General features: G+C 65.0%; 13 protein-coding genes. 12 read left to right on the top strand and 1 reads right to left on the bottom strand.

Translation table 11 applies throughout. The annotated features are described in order from the left end of the window. The 12 genes from HYR72_13165 to ftsZ all read left to right on the top strand — a co-directional run bounded on the left by HYR72_13165 (nucleotide 1) and on the right by ftsZ (nucleotide 14,241). Nucleotides 1-381 carry a hypothetical protein gene (locus tag HYR72_13165; GenBank protein ID MBI1815922.1) on the top strand — a complete coding sequence of 127 codons (381 nt, stop codon included), beginning with the start codon at nucleotides 1-3 and terminating at the stop codon, nucleotides 379-381. Beyond that, nucleotides 378-2,303: a PASTA domain-containing protein gene (locus tag HYR72_13170; GenBank protein MBI1815923.1), complete on the top strand. Its 1,926-nt coding sequence runs from the start codon at nucleotides 378-380 to the stop codon at nucleotides 2,301-2,303. The genes HYR72_13165 and HYR72_13170 overlap by 4 nt, the downstream gene beginning before the upstream one ends. Nucleotides 2,304-2,345: 42 nt before the next feature. Next, nucleotides 2,346-3,776, top strand: a complete 1,431-nt coding sequence (locus HYR72_13175) for a UDP-N-acetylmuramoyl-tripeptide--D-alanyl-D-alanine ligase (GenBank protein MBI1815924.1) — start codon at nucleotides 2,346-2,348, stop codon at nucleotides 3,774-3,776. Continuing rightward, on the top strand, nucleotides 3,776-4,852 hold the full coding sequence (locus tag HYR72_13180) for a phospho-N-acetylmuramoyl-pentapeptide-transferase (protein ID MBI1815925.1): 1,077 nt from the start codon (nucleotides 3,776-3,778) through the stop codon (nucleotides 4,850-4,852). Before HYR72_13175 ends, HYR72_13180 begins: the two co-directional genes overlap by 1 nt. Before the next feature lie 8 nt (nucleotides 4,853-4,860). Further along, nucleotides 4,861-6,195, top strand: a complete 1,335-nt coding sequence (murD, locus tag HYR72_13185; GenBank protein ID MBI1815926.1) for a UDP-N-acetylmuramoyl-L-alanine--D-glutamate ligase — start codon at nucleotides 4,861-4,863, stop codon at nucleotides 6,193-6,195. After that, nucleotides 6,192-7,337: a putative lipid II flippase FtsW gene (ftsW, locus tag HYR72_13190; GenBank protein ID MBI1815927.1), complete on the top strand. Its 1,146-nt coding sequence runs from the start codon at nucleotides 6,192-6,194 to the stop codon at nucleotides 7,335-7,337. The genes murD and ftsW overlap by 4 nt, the downstream gene beginning before the upstream one ends. A gap of 8 nt (nucleotides 7,338-7,345) precedes the next feature. Continuing rightward, nucleotides 7,346-8,416, top strand: a complete 1,071-nt coding sequence (gene murG / locus HYR72_13195) for an undecaprenyldiphospho-muramoylpentapeptide beta-N-acetylglucosaminyltransferase (protein MBI1815928.1) — start codon at nucleotides 7,346-7,348, stop codon at nucleotides 8,414-8,416. Between the two features lies 1 nt (nucleotide 8,417). After that, nucleotides 8,418-9,815 (top strand): UDP-N-acetylmuramate--L-alanine ligase, encoded by a 1,398-nt coding sequence (locus HYR72_13200; GenBank protein ID MBI1815929.1) that lies wholly within the window; start codon nucleotides 8,418-8,420, stop codon nucleotides 9,813-9,815. Then, on the top strand, nucleotides 9,812-10,741 hold the full coding sequence (gene murB, locus HYR72_13205) for a UDP-N-acetylmuramate dehydrogenase (protein ID MBI1815930.1): 930 nt from the start codon (nucleotides 9,812-9,814) through the stop codon (nucleotides 10,739-10,741). The genes HYR72_13200 and murB overlap by 4 nt, the downstream gene beginning before the upstream one ends. Beyond that, nucleotides 10,738-11,604 (top strand): FtsQ-type POTRA domain-containing protein, encoded by an 867-nt coding sequence (locus HYR72_13210; protein ID MBI1815931.1) that lies wholly within the window; start codon nucleotides 10,738-10,740, stop codon nucleotides 11,602-11,604. Before murB ends, HYR72_13210 begins: the two co-directional genes overlap by 4 nt. 3 nt (nucleotides 11,605-11,607) lie before the next feature. Beyond that, nucleotides 11,608-12,867 carry a cell division protein FtsA gene (gene ftsA / locus HYR72_13215; protein ID MBI1815932.1) on the top strand — a complete coding sequence of 420 codons (1,260 nt, stop codon included), beginning with the start codon at nucleotides 11,608-11,610 and terminating at the stop codon, nucleotides 12,865-12,867. A 69-nt stretch (nucleotides 12,868-12,936) separates the two neighbouring features. After that, nucleotides 12,937-14,241, top strand: a complete 1,305-nt coding sequence (gene ftsZ / locus HYR72_13220) for a cell division protein FtsZ (protein ID MBI1815933.1) — start codon at nucleotides 12,937-12,939, stop codon at nucleotides 14,239-14,241. Nucleotides 14,242-14,356: 115 nt separating this feature from the next. Here the strand turns inward: ftsZ and HYR72_13225 are convergent, their stop codons facing one another. Further along, nucleotides 14,357-16,063: a hypothetical protein gene (locus HYR72_13225; GenBank protein ID MBI1815934.1), complete on the bottom strand. Its 1,707-nt coding sequence runs from the start codon at nucleotides 16,061-16,063 to the stop codon at nucleotides 14,357-14,359. Nucleotides 16,064-16,348: the final 285 nt, after the last annotated feature.

Consider the following 16,348-nt stretch of genomic DNA (forward strand, 5'->3'; position numbering starts at 1 on the left):
ATGTTACCGCTGTCGATCGATCAGCGTGTGCTGGCGCGGCGCGACCCAGTCGAAGCCGCGCTGCGGGAAACGCGCTGGAGGCCGACGAACATTCGCGAAGCAGTCAGCGCCGAAGTGCGCGCGCTCGCGGCGTGGATTGGAATCTTGGTGTTCGTGGGTGTGGTGGTTGGATTGGGGTATGTGTGGATGCGGTTGTTGGTGGTGGATGTCGGTTACCGGCTGTCGGCGACGCGCCAGCTTGTGGAGCGGTTGGGGCAGGAGGGGCAGGAACTCGCAGTAGAAGCTGCCGCCGCCGACACGCCGGGCCGACTGGAACAGGAAGCACACCTACGGCTCGGCCTACAGCGACCGGAACGCGGACAGGACGCCGTGTTGCCATGACGGTGTCGGCGGCGCGCGACCGCATGGCAGCGACGGCGGTGGTGTTCTTCACCCTCTTCGTCGTCGTTCTCGGACGCGCCGTCTACCTCACGGTTATTCTCGGACCGGAGCTCAAGGAACTCGCCGCCAAGCAACACCAACAGCGCACGGCAGAGCCTCCACTGCGCGGCCCGATCGTTGATCGTAACGGTGAAGCGCTGGCCCTCACCGTGGATGCGGCAGCGGTTTTCGTGCACCCGCGCGAATTTACCGGCGCGGAGTCGGTGCCGGTGCTCGCTCGTATGCTGAGAATGCCGGTGGCGGAGATTGTGGCCAAAACCGCGAGTACCGCGCCGTTTGTCTGGCTCGATAGACAGATGCCGCTCGATCGATGGTCGGAGCTGGCCGCGTTCCATTTGCAAGGCGTAGGCAGCCAGCCGAGTCGGCGCCGCCACTACCCGCACGGCCAACTGGCAGCGCACCTCTTGGGTTTCACCAACGTCGACGCGCAGGGCATCGAGGGTATCGAGCTGCGCTACAATCACAGTCTGCTGTCCGCTGTCGAATCCGTTAGCACCGAGCGCGATGCCCGCGGCCGGCCGATGATGGTGAACGCGGCTGCGCCGTCGCGACAACATTCTGGCGCGCGCGTGGATCTGACGATCGACGGCCCGCTGCAGCATGTGGCCGAAGAAGAACTCGGAAAGGCGGTTCGCGAGCACCAAGCCGAAGCGGGCGTGGCGATTGTGCTCGATCCGCGCACCGGCGAGATTCTCGCGCTGGCCAACGAACCGTCATTCGATCTCAACGATCCGGCAGCCGCACCGGCCGCGAGTCGCCGCAATCGCGTGATCACCGACTCCTTCGAGCCCGGCTCGACGTTCAAGATTTTCACCGCAGCCGCAGCGTTGGAAGCTGGATTGGTCAAACCCGAGGACCGCATCTACTGCGAGAACGGCAGCTACGCGATCGGCCATCGCGTGGTGCACGATCACGAGCGCTACGGGTGGCTGTCGTTTGCGGAAGTGATTCAACACTCCAGCAACATCGGCACCGCCAAAGTCGGCGAACGCGTCGGCGCGACGCGCTTGGCCGCGCTCATCGACGCCTTCGGTTTCGGAAAGCCAACCGGCGTCGACCTGCCAGGCGAAGTCGGGGGGTTGTTGCGTCCAGTCGAGAAATGGGGTCGCATCCATCTTGTCACCACTAGTTTCGGCCAGGGCATCGCGGTGACCCCGATGCAGTTGGTGCGCGGGTATGCCGCAATTGCCAACGGCGGCATGCTGCTCAAACCCTACGTGGTTCAGCGCGTCGTCGGCGAAGACGGTCGCGTGCTGCGAGAGCAGCACCCCGAAGCCGTCGGCCGCGTGATTTCGCCGCGCACCGCGCGGACGCTCACCACATTGCTCGAACGCGTGGTCGAAGGTGGGACCGGCACCAAGGCGAACGTCGAGGGCTTCACCGTCGCTGGCAAGACCGGCACGGCGCAGAAGGTCGAACACGGCCACTACTCCGCGCGTGGGCGCATGTCGTCGTTCATCGGCTACGTACCGGCCGAAGATCCGCGTTTGGTGATCTTGGTTGTGATCGACAGTCCGAAGGGGATGACCTACGGCGGATTGGTCGCGGCGCCAGCGTTCAAACGCATCGCCGAGTACGGATTGGGGCGACTAGGCCTGCGCCCCTCCACCCCGTCGCTGCCGGCGCCCGAGATGGCGGCGCTCACCGCGCAGCCGGTGGTGTGGAAGGTGGTCGAAACCGGTGGCGGCATGCCGAGCTTTCTCGGCCTCAGCATGCGCGAAGCCTTGGTGCGCGCGCACCGCGCCGGTTGGGACGTTCGCATCGAAGGCAGCGGCTTTGTGGTCGCACAGGACCCGTCGCCGGGCGCTGCCGCCGGTACTGACCGTACGTTGCGCCTGGTCTTTGGCACGCCCACACTTTGAGATATGAAGAACGCGGAGCTGGCGCTCGATTGTGCTCCCTCGATGACTTGGACGCTCGCCGACGTACTCACCGTGACTGGTGGCGTGGTCGCCTCCGGACTTGCGCGCCCGCTGATCTTTGATTCGGTTTCCACCGATACACGCCGGCTTGCGCCTGGCGCGCTGTTCGTTGCGCTCACTGGTCCGACCCACGACGGTCATCGCTTCGCCGCCGACGCCCTCACGCGCGGTGCGCGCGCCGCCATTGTACGCGCGGTGCCTAACAACGTGGCCGCTGTCGACGCCATAGTTGTCTCGGACCCCCTCGTGGCGCTCGGTCAACTCGCGGCGTGGACGCGCCGCCGACTGGCGCCGCGCGTCATCGCCATCACCGGCAGTAACGGCAAGACCACTACGAAGGAAATGGTTGCCGCCATCTGCGACCACGCGATCTTTGCGCCGCCGCGATCGCAGGTTCTGAAGACAGTTGGGACGGAGAACAATCTCATAGGTGTCCCGCTCACCTTGCTGCGGCTCACCGGTCACGAGGCGGTGGTGGTGCTGGAAATGGGCATGAGCGAACCGGGCGAGATCGCCAAGCTTGCGGCGATCGCCGATCCCGATGTCGGGGTGGTAACGAACGTCGGCCCCGTGCACCTCGAAGGGTGCGGCAGTCTGGCTGGCGTGGCCGCGGCGAAGGGTGAACTGTTCGCCGGCATGCGCCGCGACGGCACCATCGCCGTCAACCGCGACGATGAGTGGGTGATGAAGATCGCTGCGAGTTTCTCAGGACGCTGCATCGAGTTCGGGACTGGTGGTGAGGTTGAAGCGCGCGCGGTGACCGACTTCGGCCTCGACGGCGTCGCGTTTGATCTCTGCGTTGGCGGTCGCATCGCAAAGGTTCGCGTGCGTATTCCCGGTCTGCACAACGTCGCCAACGCGCTGGCAGCCGCCGCGGTCACTCACGCAATCGGCCTCGATCTCGATACCATCACTGCGGGGTTGGACGCAGTCGCGGCGCCGCCGAAGCGAATGCAGGTGGTACGGCTGGCCAATGGGACGACACTGCTCAACGATTCGTACAACGCCAATCCGGCCAATGTAGAAGCGGCGCTGCGCGTGTTGACGCGCCAATCGGGCCGGCCGGTGGCCGTGCTCGGGGAGATGCGCGAACTCGGCGCAGAGAGTGACACGTTGCATCAGCACATCGGCGCACTCGCCGCGCAACTCGGTGTGCGCGTGCTCGTCACGGTTGGCGCCTACGGGGACGCGCTGGCCGCCGGCGCGCGCGCCGGCGGACTTAGCCACGCAGCCGTGCATGTGTGCGCGGATCCGGCGGAGGCCGCCGCCGCGGTGGCAACGCTCTGGCAAAGCGGCGACGTTATCCTGGTCAAAGGTTCGCGCGGTCAGGCGACCGAAGAGGTCGTGCGCCTGCGCGGCTCGCGCATGGCGGAAGTGGTGCGGTTGTTGGAGGAGGCGGGGGGTCGCTCGTGATGCTGTATCATCTCCTCTATCCGCTCCACAGCGAACACAGTGTGTTCAACGTGTTCCGCTACATCACCTTTCGCTCGCTGATGGCGGCTATGACCTCCCTCGCCATTTCCTTCTTGCTCGGGCCGTGGCTGATCCGCCGCCTGACGGAACACCAGATCGGCCAGGTTGTGCGCTCCGACGGTCCGGAACGCCATCTGATCAAAGCGGGAACGCCGACAATGGGTGGTACGTTGATTCTGTTCTCACTCATCCTCGCGACGCTGCTGCTCGCCGATCTCACCAACACCTACGTGTGGCTGGTGATCGTGGTGACGCTCGGATTCGCCGTCATCGGCTTTCTCGACGACTACCGCAAGCTTGTCCAGAAAAACTCCGCCGGGCTGTCGGGACGCCAGAAGCTGATGGGCCAGTTCGCGCTCGCATTCGCGGCGGCGATCTTTCTCTATTTCAAGCCCGGGTTCACCACCACGGTGAGCTTTCCGTTCTTCAAGGATCTTCACCCGGACTTTGGTGTGTTCTACATCCCGTTCGCGGCGGTCTTCGTGGTCGGGTTCTCCAACGCGGTGAACCTCACTGACGGTCTCGATGGACTGGCGATTGGTCCGGTCATGACGACGGCGGGTGCGTATGTCGTGTTTGCCTATGTTGCTGGTAATGTGAAGAACGCCGAGTATCTCCAAATCCCGTACGTCGCAGGTGCCGGCGAATTGGCGATCTTCTGCGCCGCGGTGGTTGCCGCCGGCCTCGGATTTCTGTGGTTCAACGCGTATCCGGCGATGATGTTCATGGGCGACGTGGGAGCGTTGCCGCTGGGCGCGGCGCTCGGCATTGTGGCGCTGCTGACGAAGCAAGAGCTGGTGCTCGTGCTCGCCGGTGGCATCTTCGTTGTCGAGGCGCTGTCAGTCATGCTGCAGGTCGGGTCGTACAAGTTGCGGCGGAAACGCATCTTCCGCATGGCGCCGATCCATCATCACTTCGAGTTGCAAGGCTGGCCCGAGCCGCAAATCATCGTCCGCTTTTGGATCGTCTCGGCGATCTGCGCGATCGCGGCGCTCAGCACGCTGAAGTTACGGTAGGCGCACGGATGAACCTCGCCGGCCAACGCGTGGTCGTGATCGGAGGCGGTCGAACCGGGCAGGCGACCGCGCGGTTCCTGATCGATCGCGGTGCCATCGTACGCGTGATCGAGCGCAACGCCGCCATGCTGGCGCAGTTGACGCTGCCGCCAAAGGTCGAGTGTGTTGTCGACGACGGCGGCGAGGTGCTGCTACGAAGCATCGATCTCGTGGTGCCGAGCCCCGGCGTCGCGCGCACACACCTGCTGCTGCAACGCGCGGTGGCGCGCGGCATCGCGGTGATGAGTGAGATCGAACTCGCCTATCGATTTCTGCCGTGCCCGCTGCTGGCGATTACCGGCACCAACGGGAAGAGCACGACCACCACGTTGCTGGGCGAGATGCTGAAGGCGAGCGGTGGTCCGATCTTCGTTGGCGGCAATCTTGGCACTCCGCTGATCGACGCCGTGCAAGTCGATGCCCCTGCGTATCGCGCCGCCGTTGCGGAGATCTCCAGTTTCCAACTCGAGTGGGTGCAGACTTTTCGGCCACGCATTGGAGTGCTGCTCAATCTCACGCCTGATCATCTCGATCGGTACCCTACGGTAGCCGAGTATGCGATGGCGAAGGCGGCGTTGTTGGCGCGCCAACAATCCGATGATCTTGCGGTGCTGAACCGCGACGATCCTTGGGTCTGGGAGCAGCGGCTGCGCACCCGAGCCAACTGCGTTTCGTTTGGCCGCGAGCCGGTTGAGTTTGGCGCCTTTGTCGATGGTGACGACCTCGTCTACTGGGGACCGGATCCGCACGCACGTCGGTTCGCCCTCGCCGGTGTGAAACTGCAGGGCGCTCACAACCGCGAGAACATGCTCGCGGCGGTGACTGCTGCATCGCTCTGGGGTGTGCCTGCCGATGCGATTCAGCGCGTGCTGGAACAGGCCGAAGGTTTGCTGCACCGCTTGCAACTCGTGCGCGAGCGCGCCGGTGTGCGTTATTTCGACGACTCGAAGGGCACCAACGTCGGCGCCGTGATCAAATCGCTCGAAAGCTTCGCCGGCAACGTGATTCTCCTGCTCGGCGGTTACGACAAGGGCAGCGACTTCTCCGTCCTGCGCCCGTTGCTCGCCAAGCGGGCGAAGCAAGTGGTGCTGTTCGGCAAGGCGGGCGTGACGATTGCGGCGCAGATTTCCGGTGCGGCGCCGATGGTCGAGGTGGCGAGCTTGACCGACGCCGTGGCGGCCGCGGCGACAACCGCGCGGCCCGGTGACACGGTGCTGTTGTCGCCGGGCTGTGCCAGCTTCGATGAATTCACCGACTACACGGCGCGGGGACGGCGCTTCCGCGAGCTGGTGGAGGCGTTGTGAGCACGCTCGCGCTGCCAGGCTGGCGTACGCTGCAGCGGCGCGTGGTGATGCCACGCTTGCACCGGCCCGACTGGTGGTTGCTGATTGCAGTGGCTGGTCTGGTCGGGCTCGGCATCGTGTTGGTGTTCAACGCGAGCTACTTCTACGCGCTCGATCGCAGCGGCGATCCATATCTGTATTTTCGCAAACACCTGCTCTCGATCGTGATGGGTGGAACGCTCGCCGTCGCGGTGTCGAAGATCCGCATCGAGCTACTCGAGCGGAGTGCTCATGTCCTCTTGCTGCTCGGGATCATCTCGCTGGCTCTCGTGTTGATTCCGCACGTGGGCCTGGTGCGCGGGGGGGCGCGTCGATGGATCGGGATCGGCGGTTTTTCGATCCAGCCCTCGGAGTGGGTGAAGATTGCGCTGGCGATTTATCTCGCGCAATCGATTGCGCGCCGCGGCGAGAAGATGGCCTCGTTCACGATGGGCATTCTTCCGCACTTGATCGTCGTTGGCGTGTGCATGGCGCTCATCGTGGTGCAGCCGGACTTCGGGACGGCGGCGATCCTCGGCTTGTTGCTGATGGCGATGTTGTTTGCCGGTGGCGCGCGCGTGCTGCACCTGCTGGCGCTTGCCGTGCCTGGGATTCTGCTGGCCACCTTCACCATCATGCACGCCGGCTACCGCATGCGGCGCATCATGGCGTTCCTCGATCCGTGGAAGTACAGCAAGGACATCGCTTTCCAACTCGTGCAATCGTTGATCGCGTTTGGTTCGGGCGGCGTCACGGGCGTCGGGCTGGGCCAGAGCAAACAGAAGCTCTTCTTCCTGCCTGAGGCGCACACCGACTTCATCTTTGCCCTTGTGGGTGAGGAGCTCGGATTGTTCGGGGTTCTGCTGGTACTCGCGCTGTTCGGGCTGCTCGGCATGCGCGGCTTCCGGGTCGCCTTGCGACACCCCGATCGGTTCGGAAGCTTACTGGCATTCGGGCTGACTTTGGTGCTATTGCTCGAAGCGGTGGTGAACGTGGGGGTGGTGTTGGGACTGCTTCCTACCAAAGGCTTGGCCCTTCCATTTTTGAGCAGTGGCGGTTCCGCCATGATGGTGGCGCTCGTCCAAGTCGGCTTGTTGGCCGCGCTGTCGCGGCAGACTGGTTGAGGATGCGCATGATCGTGGCCGGCGGCGGGACGGGCGGGCATCTCTTCCCGGGATTGGCAGTGGCCCAAGCCGCGGACGCCGCGGGCGATACGGTGTGGTTTGTCGGCAGCCGCTACGGCATCGAGGCTCGGGTGATCCCGTCGACACCGTTCAACTTTATCGCGTTGCCGATGCGCGGATTGCGTGGTCACGGCTGGCGTGGCGTGCTGGATGTCGCGTGGCGGTTGCCGGTGTCGCTGCTGCGAGCATGGAGGGTCCTCGGTCAGTTCCGCCCCGAGGTGGTGGTTGGAGTCGGTGGCTACGCGTCCGCACCGATGGTGTTGGCCGCGTGGCTGCGGCGGATCCCGCGCGTATTGCTGGAGCAGAACGCGCACCCTGGGTTGACCAACCGCCGTCTCGCACGTTTGGCTAATCGCGTGTGCATCGCCTTCGCCGACGCGGTGACGTTCTTTCCCGCCGGCCGCGCGACCCTCACCGGCAACCCAGTTCGGACGCTGCGCTCTTCCGAGGTGACGCCCCGCGTCGGCTTCACGCTCTTCATCTTCGGTGGCAGCCAAGGCGCGCATCATCTGAATCTCGCGATGACCGACGCGGCCGCAGCGTTGTCGCAGCGGGTTCCGCAACTCCACGTGGTTCATCAGACCGGCACGGCTGATCTCGAATTGGTTCGCGCGCGCTACGCCGAGGCCGGTGTGGAGGCGGACGTCTCGGCGTTCATCGACGACATGGGCGCTGCGTACGAGCGCGCCGATCTCGTCGTGTGTCGCTCCGGCGCCACGACGGTGGCTGAGCTGACGACGCTCGGCAAGCCGGCGATCCTGATTCCGTATCCATTCGCCGCCGACGATGAGCAGCGCGCCAATGCCGAGGTGCTGGTGCGTCGCGGAGCGGCCGAGATGATTCTCGATCGCGACCTCACCGGCGCGCTCGTCGCCGAACGCGTCAGCGCCCTTGCCGCCGATCCGGCGCGGCGCCAAGCGATGGCGAGCGCGGCACGGCAACTCGCGGTTCCGGATGCGGCCGAACGCGTGCTTGCAGTCTGCCGCGAAGTGATCGCTCAGGAGGCCAGGCATGCCTAAGTTGTTCACCGAGCCACGGCGCGTTCACTTCGTCGGCATTGGCGGCATCGGCATGAGCGGAATCGCCGAGGTGCTGCTCACCCTCGGGCACCAGGTTACGGGTTCCGACATCGGCGAGAGCGACACGACGCGGCGACTCACGCAGCTTGGCGCGCGCATCACCATCGGCCACTCGGCTGCGGCCGTGCCGCCAGATGTCAATGTGGTGGTGATCTCGTCGGCGGTGAAATTCTCCAACCCCGAAGTCGTGCGCGCGCGCGAGTTGAAGATCCCGGTGATTCCGCGCGCTGAAATGCTCGCCGAGCTGATGCGCTTGAAGTGGGGCATCGCGGTTGCCGGCACGCACGGCAAGACCACCACCACGTCGTTGATCGCCGCAATCTTGCGCCGCGCCGACCTCGACCCGACCGTGGTGATCGGTGGCCGGGTGCACAGCCTGGGCAGCAACGCGCGCCTTGGGCAGGGCGAGCTGATGGTCGTCGAGGCCGACGAAAGCGACGGGACGTTCTTGCTCCTGTCGCCGACGATCGCGGTGATCACCAACATCGACCCCGAACACCTCGACTACTACGGCGACATGGATCGCGTGAAGGCGGCGTATCTGGAGTTCGCCAATCGCGTTCCGTTTTACGGCGCGGCGGTGGTGTGCCTCGACCATGTCACCGTGCGCGCGTTGTTGCCGCAGATGCGCAAGCGCGTGATCACGTACGGAACCACCGAGGAAGCCGACTTCGTTGCGCGCAACCTCTCGGTGACCGGCATGACGACCAGCTTCGAGGTGGTTGCTCACGGCGAGTCGTTGGGCGAACTGGCGGTGCGCATGCCGGGCCGGCATCACGCCCTCAACGCGCTCGCGGCGACCGCCGTGGCCATGGAGCTCGACGTGTCGCTTGGCGCGATCCGCGACGCCTTGGCCGAGTTCGGCGGCATTCATCGCCGCTTCGAGGTGTGTGGCGAGGCCGGCGGGGTGCTGGTCGTCAGCGACTACGGTCATCATCCGGAAGAAATTCGCGCCACCATCGCGGCGGCGCGGGAAGGATTCGGGCGCCGCTTGGTCGTCGTCTTCCAACCGCACCGCTTTACCCGTACGCGCGATCTGTTCGGTGACTTCCTCGACGCCTTCGACGCCGCGGATGAATTGGTGCTGACCGAAATCTACGCCGCCGGCGAGGCGCCCATCGAGGGCGTGACGAGCGAAGTGTTGTACTGGGCGCTGCGCCGTCGTGGCCACATCGAAGCTAGCTACGTTCCGCAGCGCGATCAGGTGGTGCCGGAGCTGCAGGCGCGCGTGCGCCCCGGCGATCTCGTGCTGATGCTGGGCGCCGGCGATATCTATCAAGCCGGCGAAGAGTTGGTGCGCGCGCTCACCGGCTCACCGCACGCGTGGACGATGCAGTGACCGAAGCGCTTCTCAACTCCCTGCGCGAAGTCTTTGGCGCGCGTGCCCGTGCCGGCGAACCGCTCAGCCGCCACACTTCGTTTCGTATTGGTGGCCCTGCCGATGTGTGGGTGGAAGTCGACAGCGTGGCGGAAGTGCAGCAGGTGCTGAGCGCGGCCCACCGCGCCGCGGCGCCGCTGTTCGTATTGGGGGGCGGCACCAATCTGCTGGTGAGCGATCGCGGCGTACGCGGCATCGTGATGAAGCTCGGACGTACGTTCGCGCAGATCGAGTGGCATCCCAACGGTGCGGGCACGCACGTGTACGCCGGCGCGGCGGCGCCGTTCAAGAAGTTGGTGACCGAAGCGGTGCACCGTGCGCTCGCCGGCCTCGAGTTTGCCGAAGGTATCCCGGGCTCACTCGGTGGGGGGTTGCTGATGAACGCCGGCGCATTCGGCGGCGAGATCGCGCAGGTGATCGAAGCCATCGAAGGCGTCGATGCCGAGCGCGGCCCGCAACGATTGCCGCGCGAGGTGCTCCGGTTCGGCTATCGCCACTTTGATTTGCCGCGTGGCTTCGTTGTCACCCACCTCGCGCTGCGGTTGCTGCCCGGCGATGCCGAGGCGGTGCGAACGCGCAAGCTGGAGTACAAACGCCGGCGCGAAACGCACCAGCCGCTCGGGTACCCGAACGCCGGCTCGATCTTCAAGAATCCGCCGGGACAGTATGCCGGCCGATTGATCGAGGCCGCCGGCTTCAAAGGTCGTCGGGTCGGCGGCGCGATGGTGTCGGAGCAGCACGCGAACTTCATCGTCAACGCCGGTGGCGCGACCGCCGCCGACGTCCGTGCGTTGATGGCCGAGATCGTCGCGGGTGTGCAACAGCAACACCAGGTAACACTGCAACCCGAAGTGAAGTTGGTCGGCGATTGGGGGACGAGCGCATGAAGCGCCGGCGCCGCAAGATGTTTGGCAAGCGCTCGCGCGTGCCGTGGCGGCGCTTGGCGCTCCCTTGTGTCCTGGTGAGTGCTGCGCTCGCGTTGATGGCCTCGGTGTGTTGGATGGTGCCGCGCGTGTGGACCGCTGCTAGTCATCATCACTATTTTACGCTCACCGAAGTCAGCGTGCGTGGCAACAGTCATCTCAGCCGCGAGGATCTTCTGCGCTGGGGGGATCTGCGGCCGGGCATGAGTATCTGGGACGCCGACCCGTCGCAGGTACGCGCGCGCTTGCGCGAACATCCGGACCTACGCGACGCGCAGGTCCGCCGTGACTTTCCGAGCCGCTTGGTGATCGTGGTACGCGAACGCACGCCGGTTGCCATCGCGGTGCTCGACGATCTGTACTTCGTCGATCGCAGCGGACGGGTGATGAACCGCCTCGACGACAGCGACAGCCGTGACCTGCCGTTGATTACCGGACTGCGCGCGAGCGCCGTCGACAACAGCGACGCGGTGCTGTTGCGCCGCGCCGTCCGGCTGGTGAGGTTGTGTCGGCGCGAAGGCTGCGGCGCAGGCCTGTCCGAGGTCAACGTCGACGCGCGGCGCGGTGTCACCATCGTTCCGCTGCGGCGCTCGGTGCCGATCGTGCTCGGTTGGGGCAATTGGCGCGGCAAGCTCACGCGTACTTCGCGGGTGCTGGCGGTGTGGGAGGGGCAGGAAGCGCGCGTGGCGTTGTTCGACGCCAGCTTTCCCAATCAAGTGATCGTGCGCTTGCGCGAGCAACCTGCGGCACCCAAAGTCGGCAAGCAGAAACAGCCGGGAAGTCCGCTCGTCCCGCGCGGCGGCGCCAAAGCGGGAGTGCGGACCTGAACGATGGCCAAGCGGGGGGACACGCAGGGGGAACTGCTGGTCGGGCTCGACATCGGCACGGCCAAGGTGGCGGCGGTCGTCGGCGAAGTACATGACGGGGCGGTCACGGTGACCGGTGTCGGCAGCGCGCCGTGCGCGGGTCTGCGCAAGGGAATGGTCGTTAACATCGATGCGACGGTGCAAGCGATCGAGCGGGCGGTGAAGGAAGCCGAGGTGATGGCGAGTTGCCAGATCCACAGCGTCTTCGCCGGCATTGGCGGCACGCACATCAAGTCGTTCAACAGCCATGGGGTCGTCGCGGTGAAAAATCGCGAGGTCGCATCTGGCGACGTGGCGCGCGTGGTCGATGCCGCGCGGGCGGTGGCGTTACCGCTCGATCGCGACATCTTGCATGTGCTCGCGCAGGAGTACGTCGTCGACGGGCAGGACGGCATCAAGGAACCGTTCGGGATGTCGGGCGTGCGGCTGGAGACCAGGGTGCACGTAGTCACGACCGCGATTGCCTCGGCGCAGAATGTCGTCAAGTGCTGCCAGCGCAGCGGTCTGCACGTCGCCGATCTGGTGTTCGCGCCGCTAGCTGCTGCCGAAGCGGTATTGACCATGGAGGAGCGCGAACTGGGTGTCGCGCTGGTGGAAGTCGGCGCGGGAACGACCAACGTGCTGATCTTCAGCCAGGGCGCGCTCAAACACAGCGCGGTGCTAGGTCTCGGCGGCAATCATGTCACCAGCGACATCGCGGCGGGCTTGCGGACGCCGTTTCGCGAAGCCGAACTGCTCAAGCAGCGGCATGGCTGTGCGCTGATCCGCTTGGCGAAGATCGGCCAAGCGGTGGAAGTCGCCAGCGTCGGCGGTCGCACGCCGCGCGTTCTGGAGCGCCAAACGTTGGCCGAGATCATCGAGCCGCGCTTGGAGGAGATCTTCACGCTCGCGCATCGGCAGATCGTGCGCTGCGGCTACGAGGACGCGTTGACCTCGGGCATTGTGCTGACCGGTGGCGGCGCCATGGTGGACGGCGCCGGTGCGCTGGCCGAGCAAGTGTTCCAGATGCCGGCACGTCTCGGCGTGCCGATCAACAATCCAAGCGCTAGCGGCAACGGCGGTAGCGCGCCGGCGGATGCCGGCGGGCCGCTGTTCGCGACGGCGGTCGGTCTGGTGCTCTACGGCGCCAAGCCGCGCGATACGGCGGCGCCGGTGGCCGAGGAGCTGCGCGGCTTTGGCAAGGTCCGCCAGCGCATGGTCGGATGGATCAAAGAGTTCTTCTGAGGGCATTTTTTTTCGTGTCGGGCCGCACTCCATGTGCTATGGGGACCCGCGGGGCAAGGAGGGTTGGTGATGATTGAGTTGGCAGGACGTGAGGCGGTGGGCGCATCGATTAAAGTGGTCGGCATCGGGGGCGGGGGCGGCAACGCGGTCAACACCATGATCGCGTCGGGCCTGCCGGGTGTGGAGTTCATTACCTGCAACACCGACATGCAAGCGCTGCGAGCCAGCCTCGCGCCAGTCAAAGTACAACTCGGTGAGCAACTGACGAAGGGCCTCGGCGCCGGTGCGAACCCAGACATCGGTCGCGAGGCCGCGCTCGAAGACGCGGAGCGCATGCGCGAAGTGCTCGCCGGGGCCGACATGGTGTTCATCACCGCCGGCATGGGTGGCGGCACCGGCACCGGTGGTGCGCCGGTGGTGGCGCGCATCGCCAAAGAGCTCGGCGCCCTGACGGTCGGCGTGGTCACCAAGCCGTTTCAGTTCGAAGGTAAGAAACGGATGCGTCAGGCCACCGAAGGGATCGAGCGACTCAAGGAAGCCGTCGATACCTTGATCGCTATTCCCAATCAGCGCCTGCTCGCCGTCGCCGCGCGCAACACCTCGCTGCTGGAAACTTTCAAGAAGGCCGACGACGTGTTGCTGCAGGCGGTGCGCGGTATCTCGGATCTCATTACGGTCCACGGACTGATCAACCTCGACTTCGCCGATGTACGGACGATCATGGCCGAGATGGGCATGGCGATGATGGGCTGCGGTGTAGCGACCGGCGAGACGCGCGCGGTCGAAGCGGCGCAGAAGGCGGTGGCGAGCCCGCTGCTGGAAGATGTGTCGATTCAAGGCGCACGCGGCGTACTGATCAACATCACCGGCAGCCCGACGTTGTCGCTACACGAAGTCAACGAAGCGGCGACGCTGATTCAGGAAGAGGCGCACGAAGATGCCAACATCATCTTCGGTGCGGTGATCGATGAGACCATGGGCGACGAGATCCGCATCACGGTGATCGCTACCGGCTTCGACGGTGCTGCGGTGCAGGCGCGGCCGGCCCCGACCGCGACCCCAATGCCTGCGAACGGCCACGGTGCGCGCGAGGTCCACCGCGAACCGATCGCGCCGACGGTTCCGGCAAGCCGTACCCAGAGTCGCGTGGCGGAGCCGTCGCGTCCGGCGCCGCGCGTTGCGGCGTCGAGCGCTCCGCGCCGGGTGGTCCACATGGGCACCATCATCGACGACATGGACTCGCCGACCTGGCAGCGTCCGAAGGCACTCGACAAACACGACGCCCGCGTCGAACAAGTCCCCGGCTTCACGATCTCGGAAGAAGATGAAGGTACCTATGACATCCCCGCGTTCCTGCGCAAACAGGCAGAGTGATATTGGCAGAGTCTCCGTGCCTGCCGAGTAGGCCATCCCACCGTTCGATGGGGGAAGAAGACCTGCATGCCGCAGCTCTTGGTGTCGCGGGGTCGCAGATGCTTAGCCGTCTTGGTCACCGGCCCAGTTGTTCAGTGCAGTCTGAATCTTTCCCGGCGCAGGCCACCGGAGGCGGCGCTTGCCAGGGATCGGTCTCTGATCCGTGGCCGCGAACCTTGTAGAGCGTGAACCTGTCAAACCGCGCGACCTCTGTCAGCAGCTTGGAGTGTTGCAGCCAGTAGTAAAAGTACCCACCGTCAGAAATGAAGTAGCGGGGATGCCGCTCGCGGATGAAGCGCTGCTGCCACTCGACCGTGCCCAGATCAATCGGCAGGAACAACGCCGCATTTCCGCACCAAAACGTATAGCTCCAAGGGTTGGCCCCCGCGACGATGGCATCTCTATCCATATGCCGACAAAACTGTTGGGTCGACCCATTGAGTCCCCAATCGATGAACTCCACGGTTCCCCTTTGTTGGTAGCTTTGCCAAGCGGCACGCGAATCCTGGAGACTTTGGCTCGCCGTCGTGAAGCAAATCAACAACACAGCGCCCACAAGCGGCAAGAGCGCGAAGAGCGTGACCGTCGCTCGCCCCAGTATGCCGCGGAAGTACTCCCCGGCGAGTAGGGCGAGATCGTCGATCATGGCCATCCCGCACAGCGCTGCGCCGGTGGCGCCGAAAAGCGGATAGCGGTTGGCGTCGAAGGACTGCAGCCCAACGGCGACTACGACGACCGACAGGCCGAGCGCGGAAAACGCATTGATGCGCTGCTCGAATGACCCAGCGCGGCGGCTTGCCAGTGCGTACGGCAGCGCCGGAAGCAACAGCCAACCCAGATGGTGGAACGTTCCATCTCCGTAGAGCTTCTGACAGAGGATATCGAAGCCGACCTTCATGCTCGGGAGGAGCTCGCTTGCGTGAGTGCGGACGAAGGTCAACGGGCCAAGGTACTCCATCCGGTAATGAAATGCGTCGGTGTCGCGCAAGACTTCTCCGACGGCGTAGCCGGCGTACGGCGCCAAGCCGGTGATGCTTTTCACGAGGATTCCGATGGAGAGGTGAAGCGCGATGAGGGCGAGGGCATAGATCCACAGCCCGGCGTGCCGCACACTGCGCCGCCAGCCAACTTCCCACACCGCCGCGACGATCACCGCCACCGCTATTGCCTCCAAGTTCGGTCGGGTCGCCCACGCGAGCTCAGTCGCCAGTGCGCACAGGATTGCGCCGGATGCTGAACGCATCACTCCCCGTGCGCTGACGAGTATGAGCAAATAGGCGCCGAAGGCGGTACACTCGGTCCACGGGTATCGTGCCAACAAAATCCATCCGGGCGAGAGCCCGATCAGCAGGGCGGTGGCGGTGGCGGCCGGCAAACGCATGAACTGACATGCCGCAGGCACCGTCAGCGCGATGATTGTGCTGGCCCAGATCGCGTGTAGCGGCGAGATATTCGAGACCGTTGCGCCGAATTCAAACGCCAGTGCGAAGAGGACGGGCACGACGGGCGCACGTTCCGCAAAGGCCGGAAGAGGGGCGAAGTGATCTTGCAGAAAATAGTTCCACTGCACCGGGTCGACAAACCCGGAGCCGTGACGCCAGGCGTTGGCAATCGCGAGGTGTTCAATCGCGTCGGGCGACAGCCACCAAGCCGAGAGGGCGTGTGGTAGTGCAAACAGGGCCGAAACCAGCCCGACCGCCACCGATGCGCCCAGCACCAACCACGGGCTGCTCCGGATCGGCCCGTCGTCGGAAGCCGCCCACGCAACTCGAACGGCGGCCATCGCATTCTGTGGCCGGGAGTTCGTTGAGCTTGGACGGTCGCTCATTGTGGGAGGCCAGCCACACCAACACTCACTGCACGATCGGCTCCCGATGGCATACGTCGCACGGCTAGAGACTGCTCACTATGTGGAAAGCTACCGGAATCGGACACCACGAGCACCGCGCTTCGATAGCACGATGTCTCCCTCACTCCAAAGTACTCCCCGGCCTGCCGACTTGGCGAGTTTGCTGAATCGTCACAACAGCAGGGGGTTTGTTCCTTCATTGTATTCGTCGAACACTGA

Source organism: Deltaproteobacteria bacterium (assembly GCA_016178705.1).
Classification (GTDB): Bacteria; Desulfobacterota; Binatia; order HRBIN30; family JACQVA1; genus JACOST01.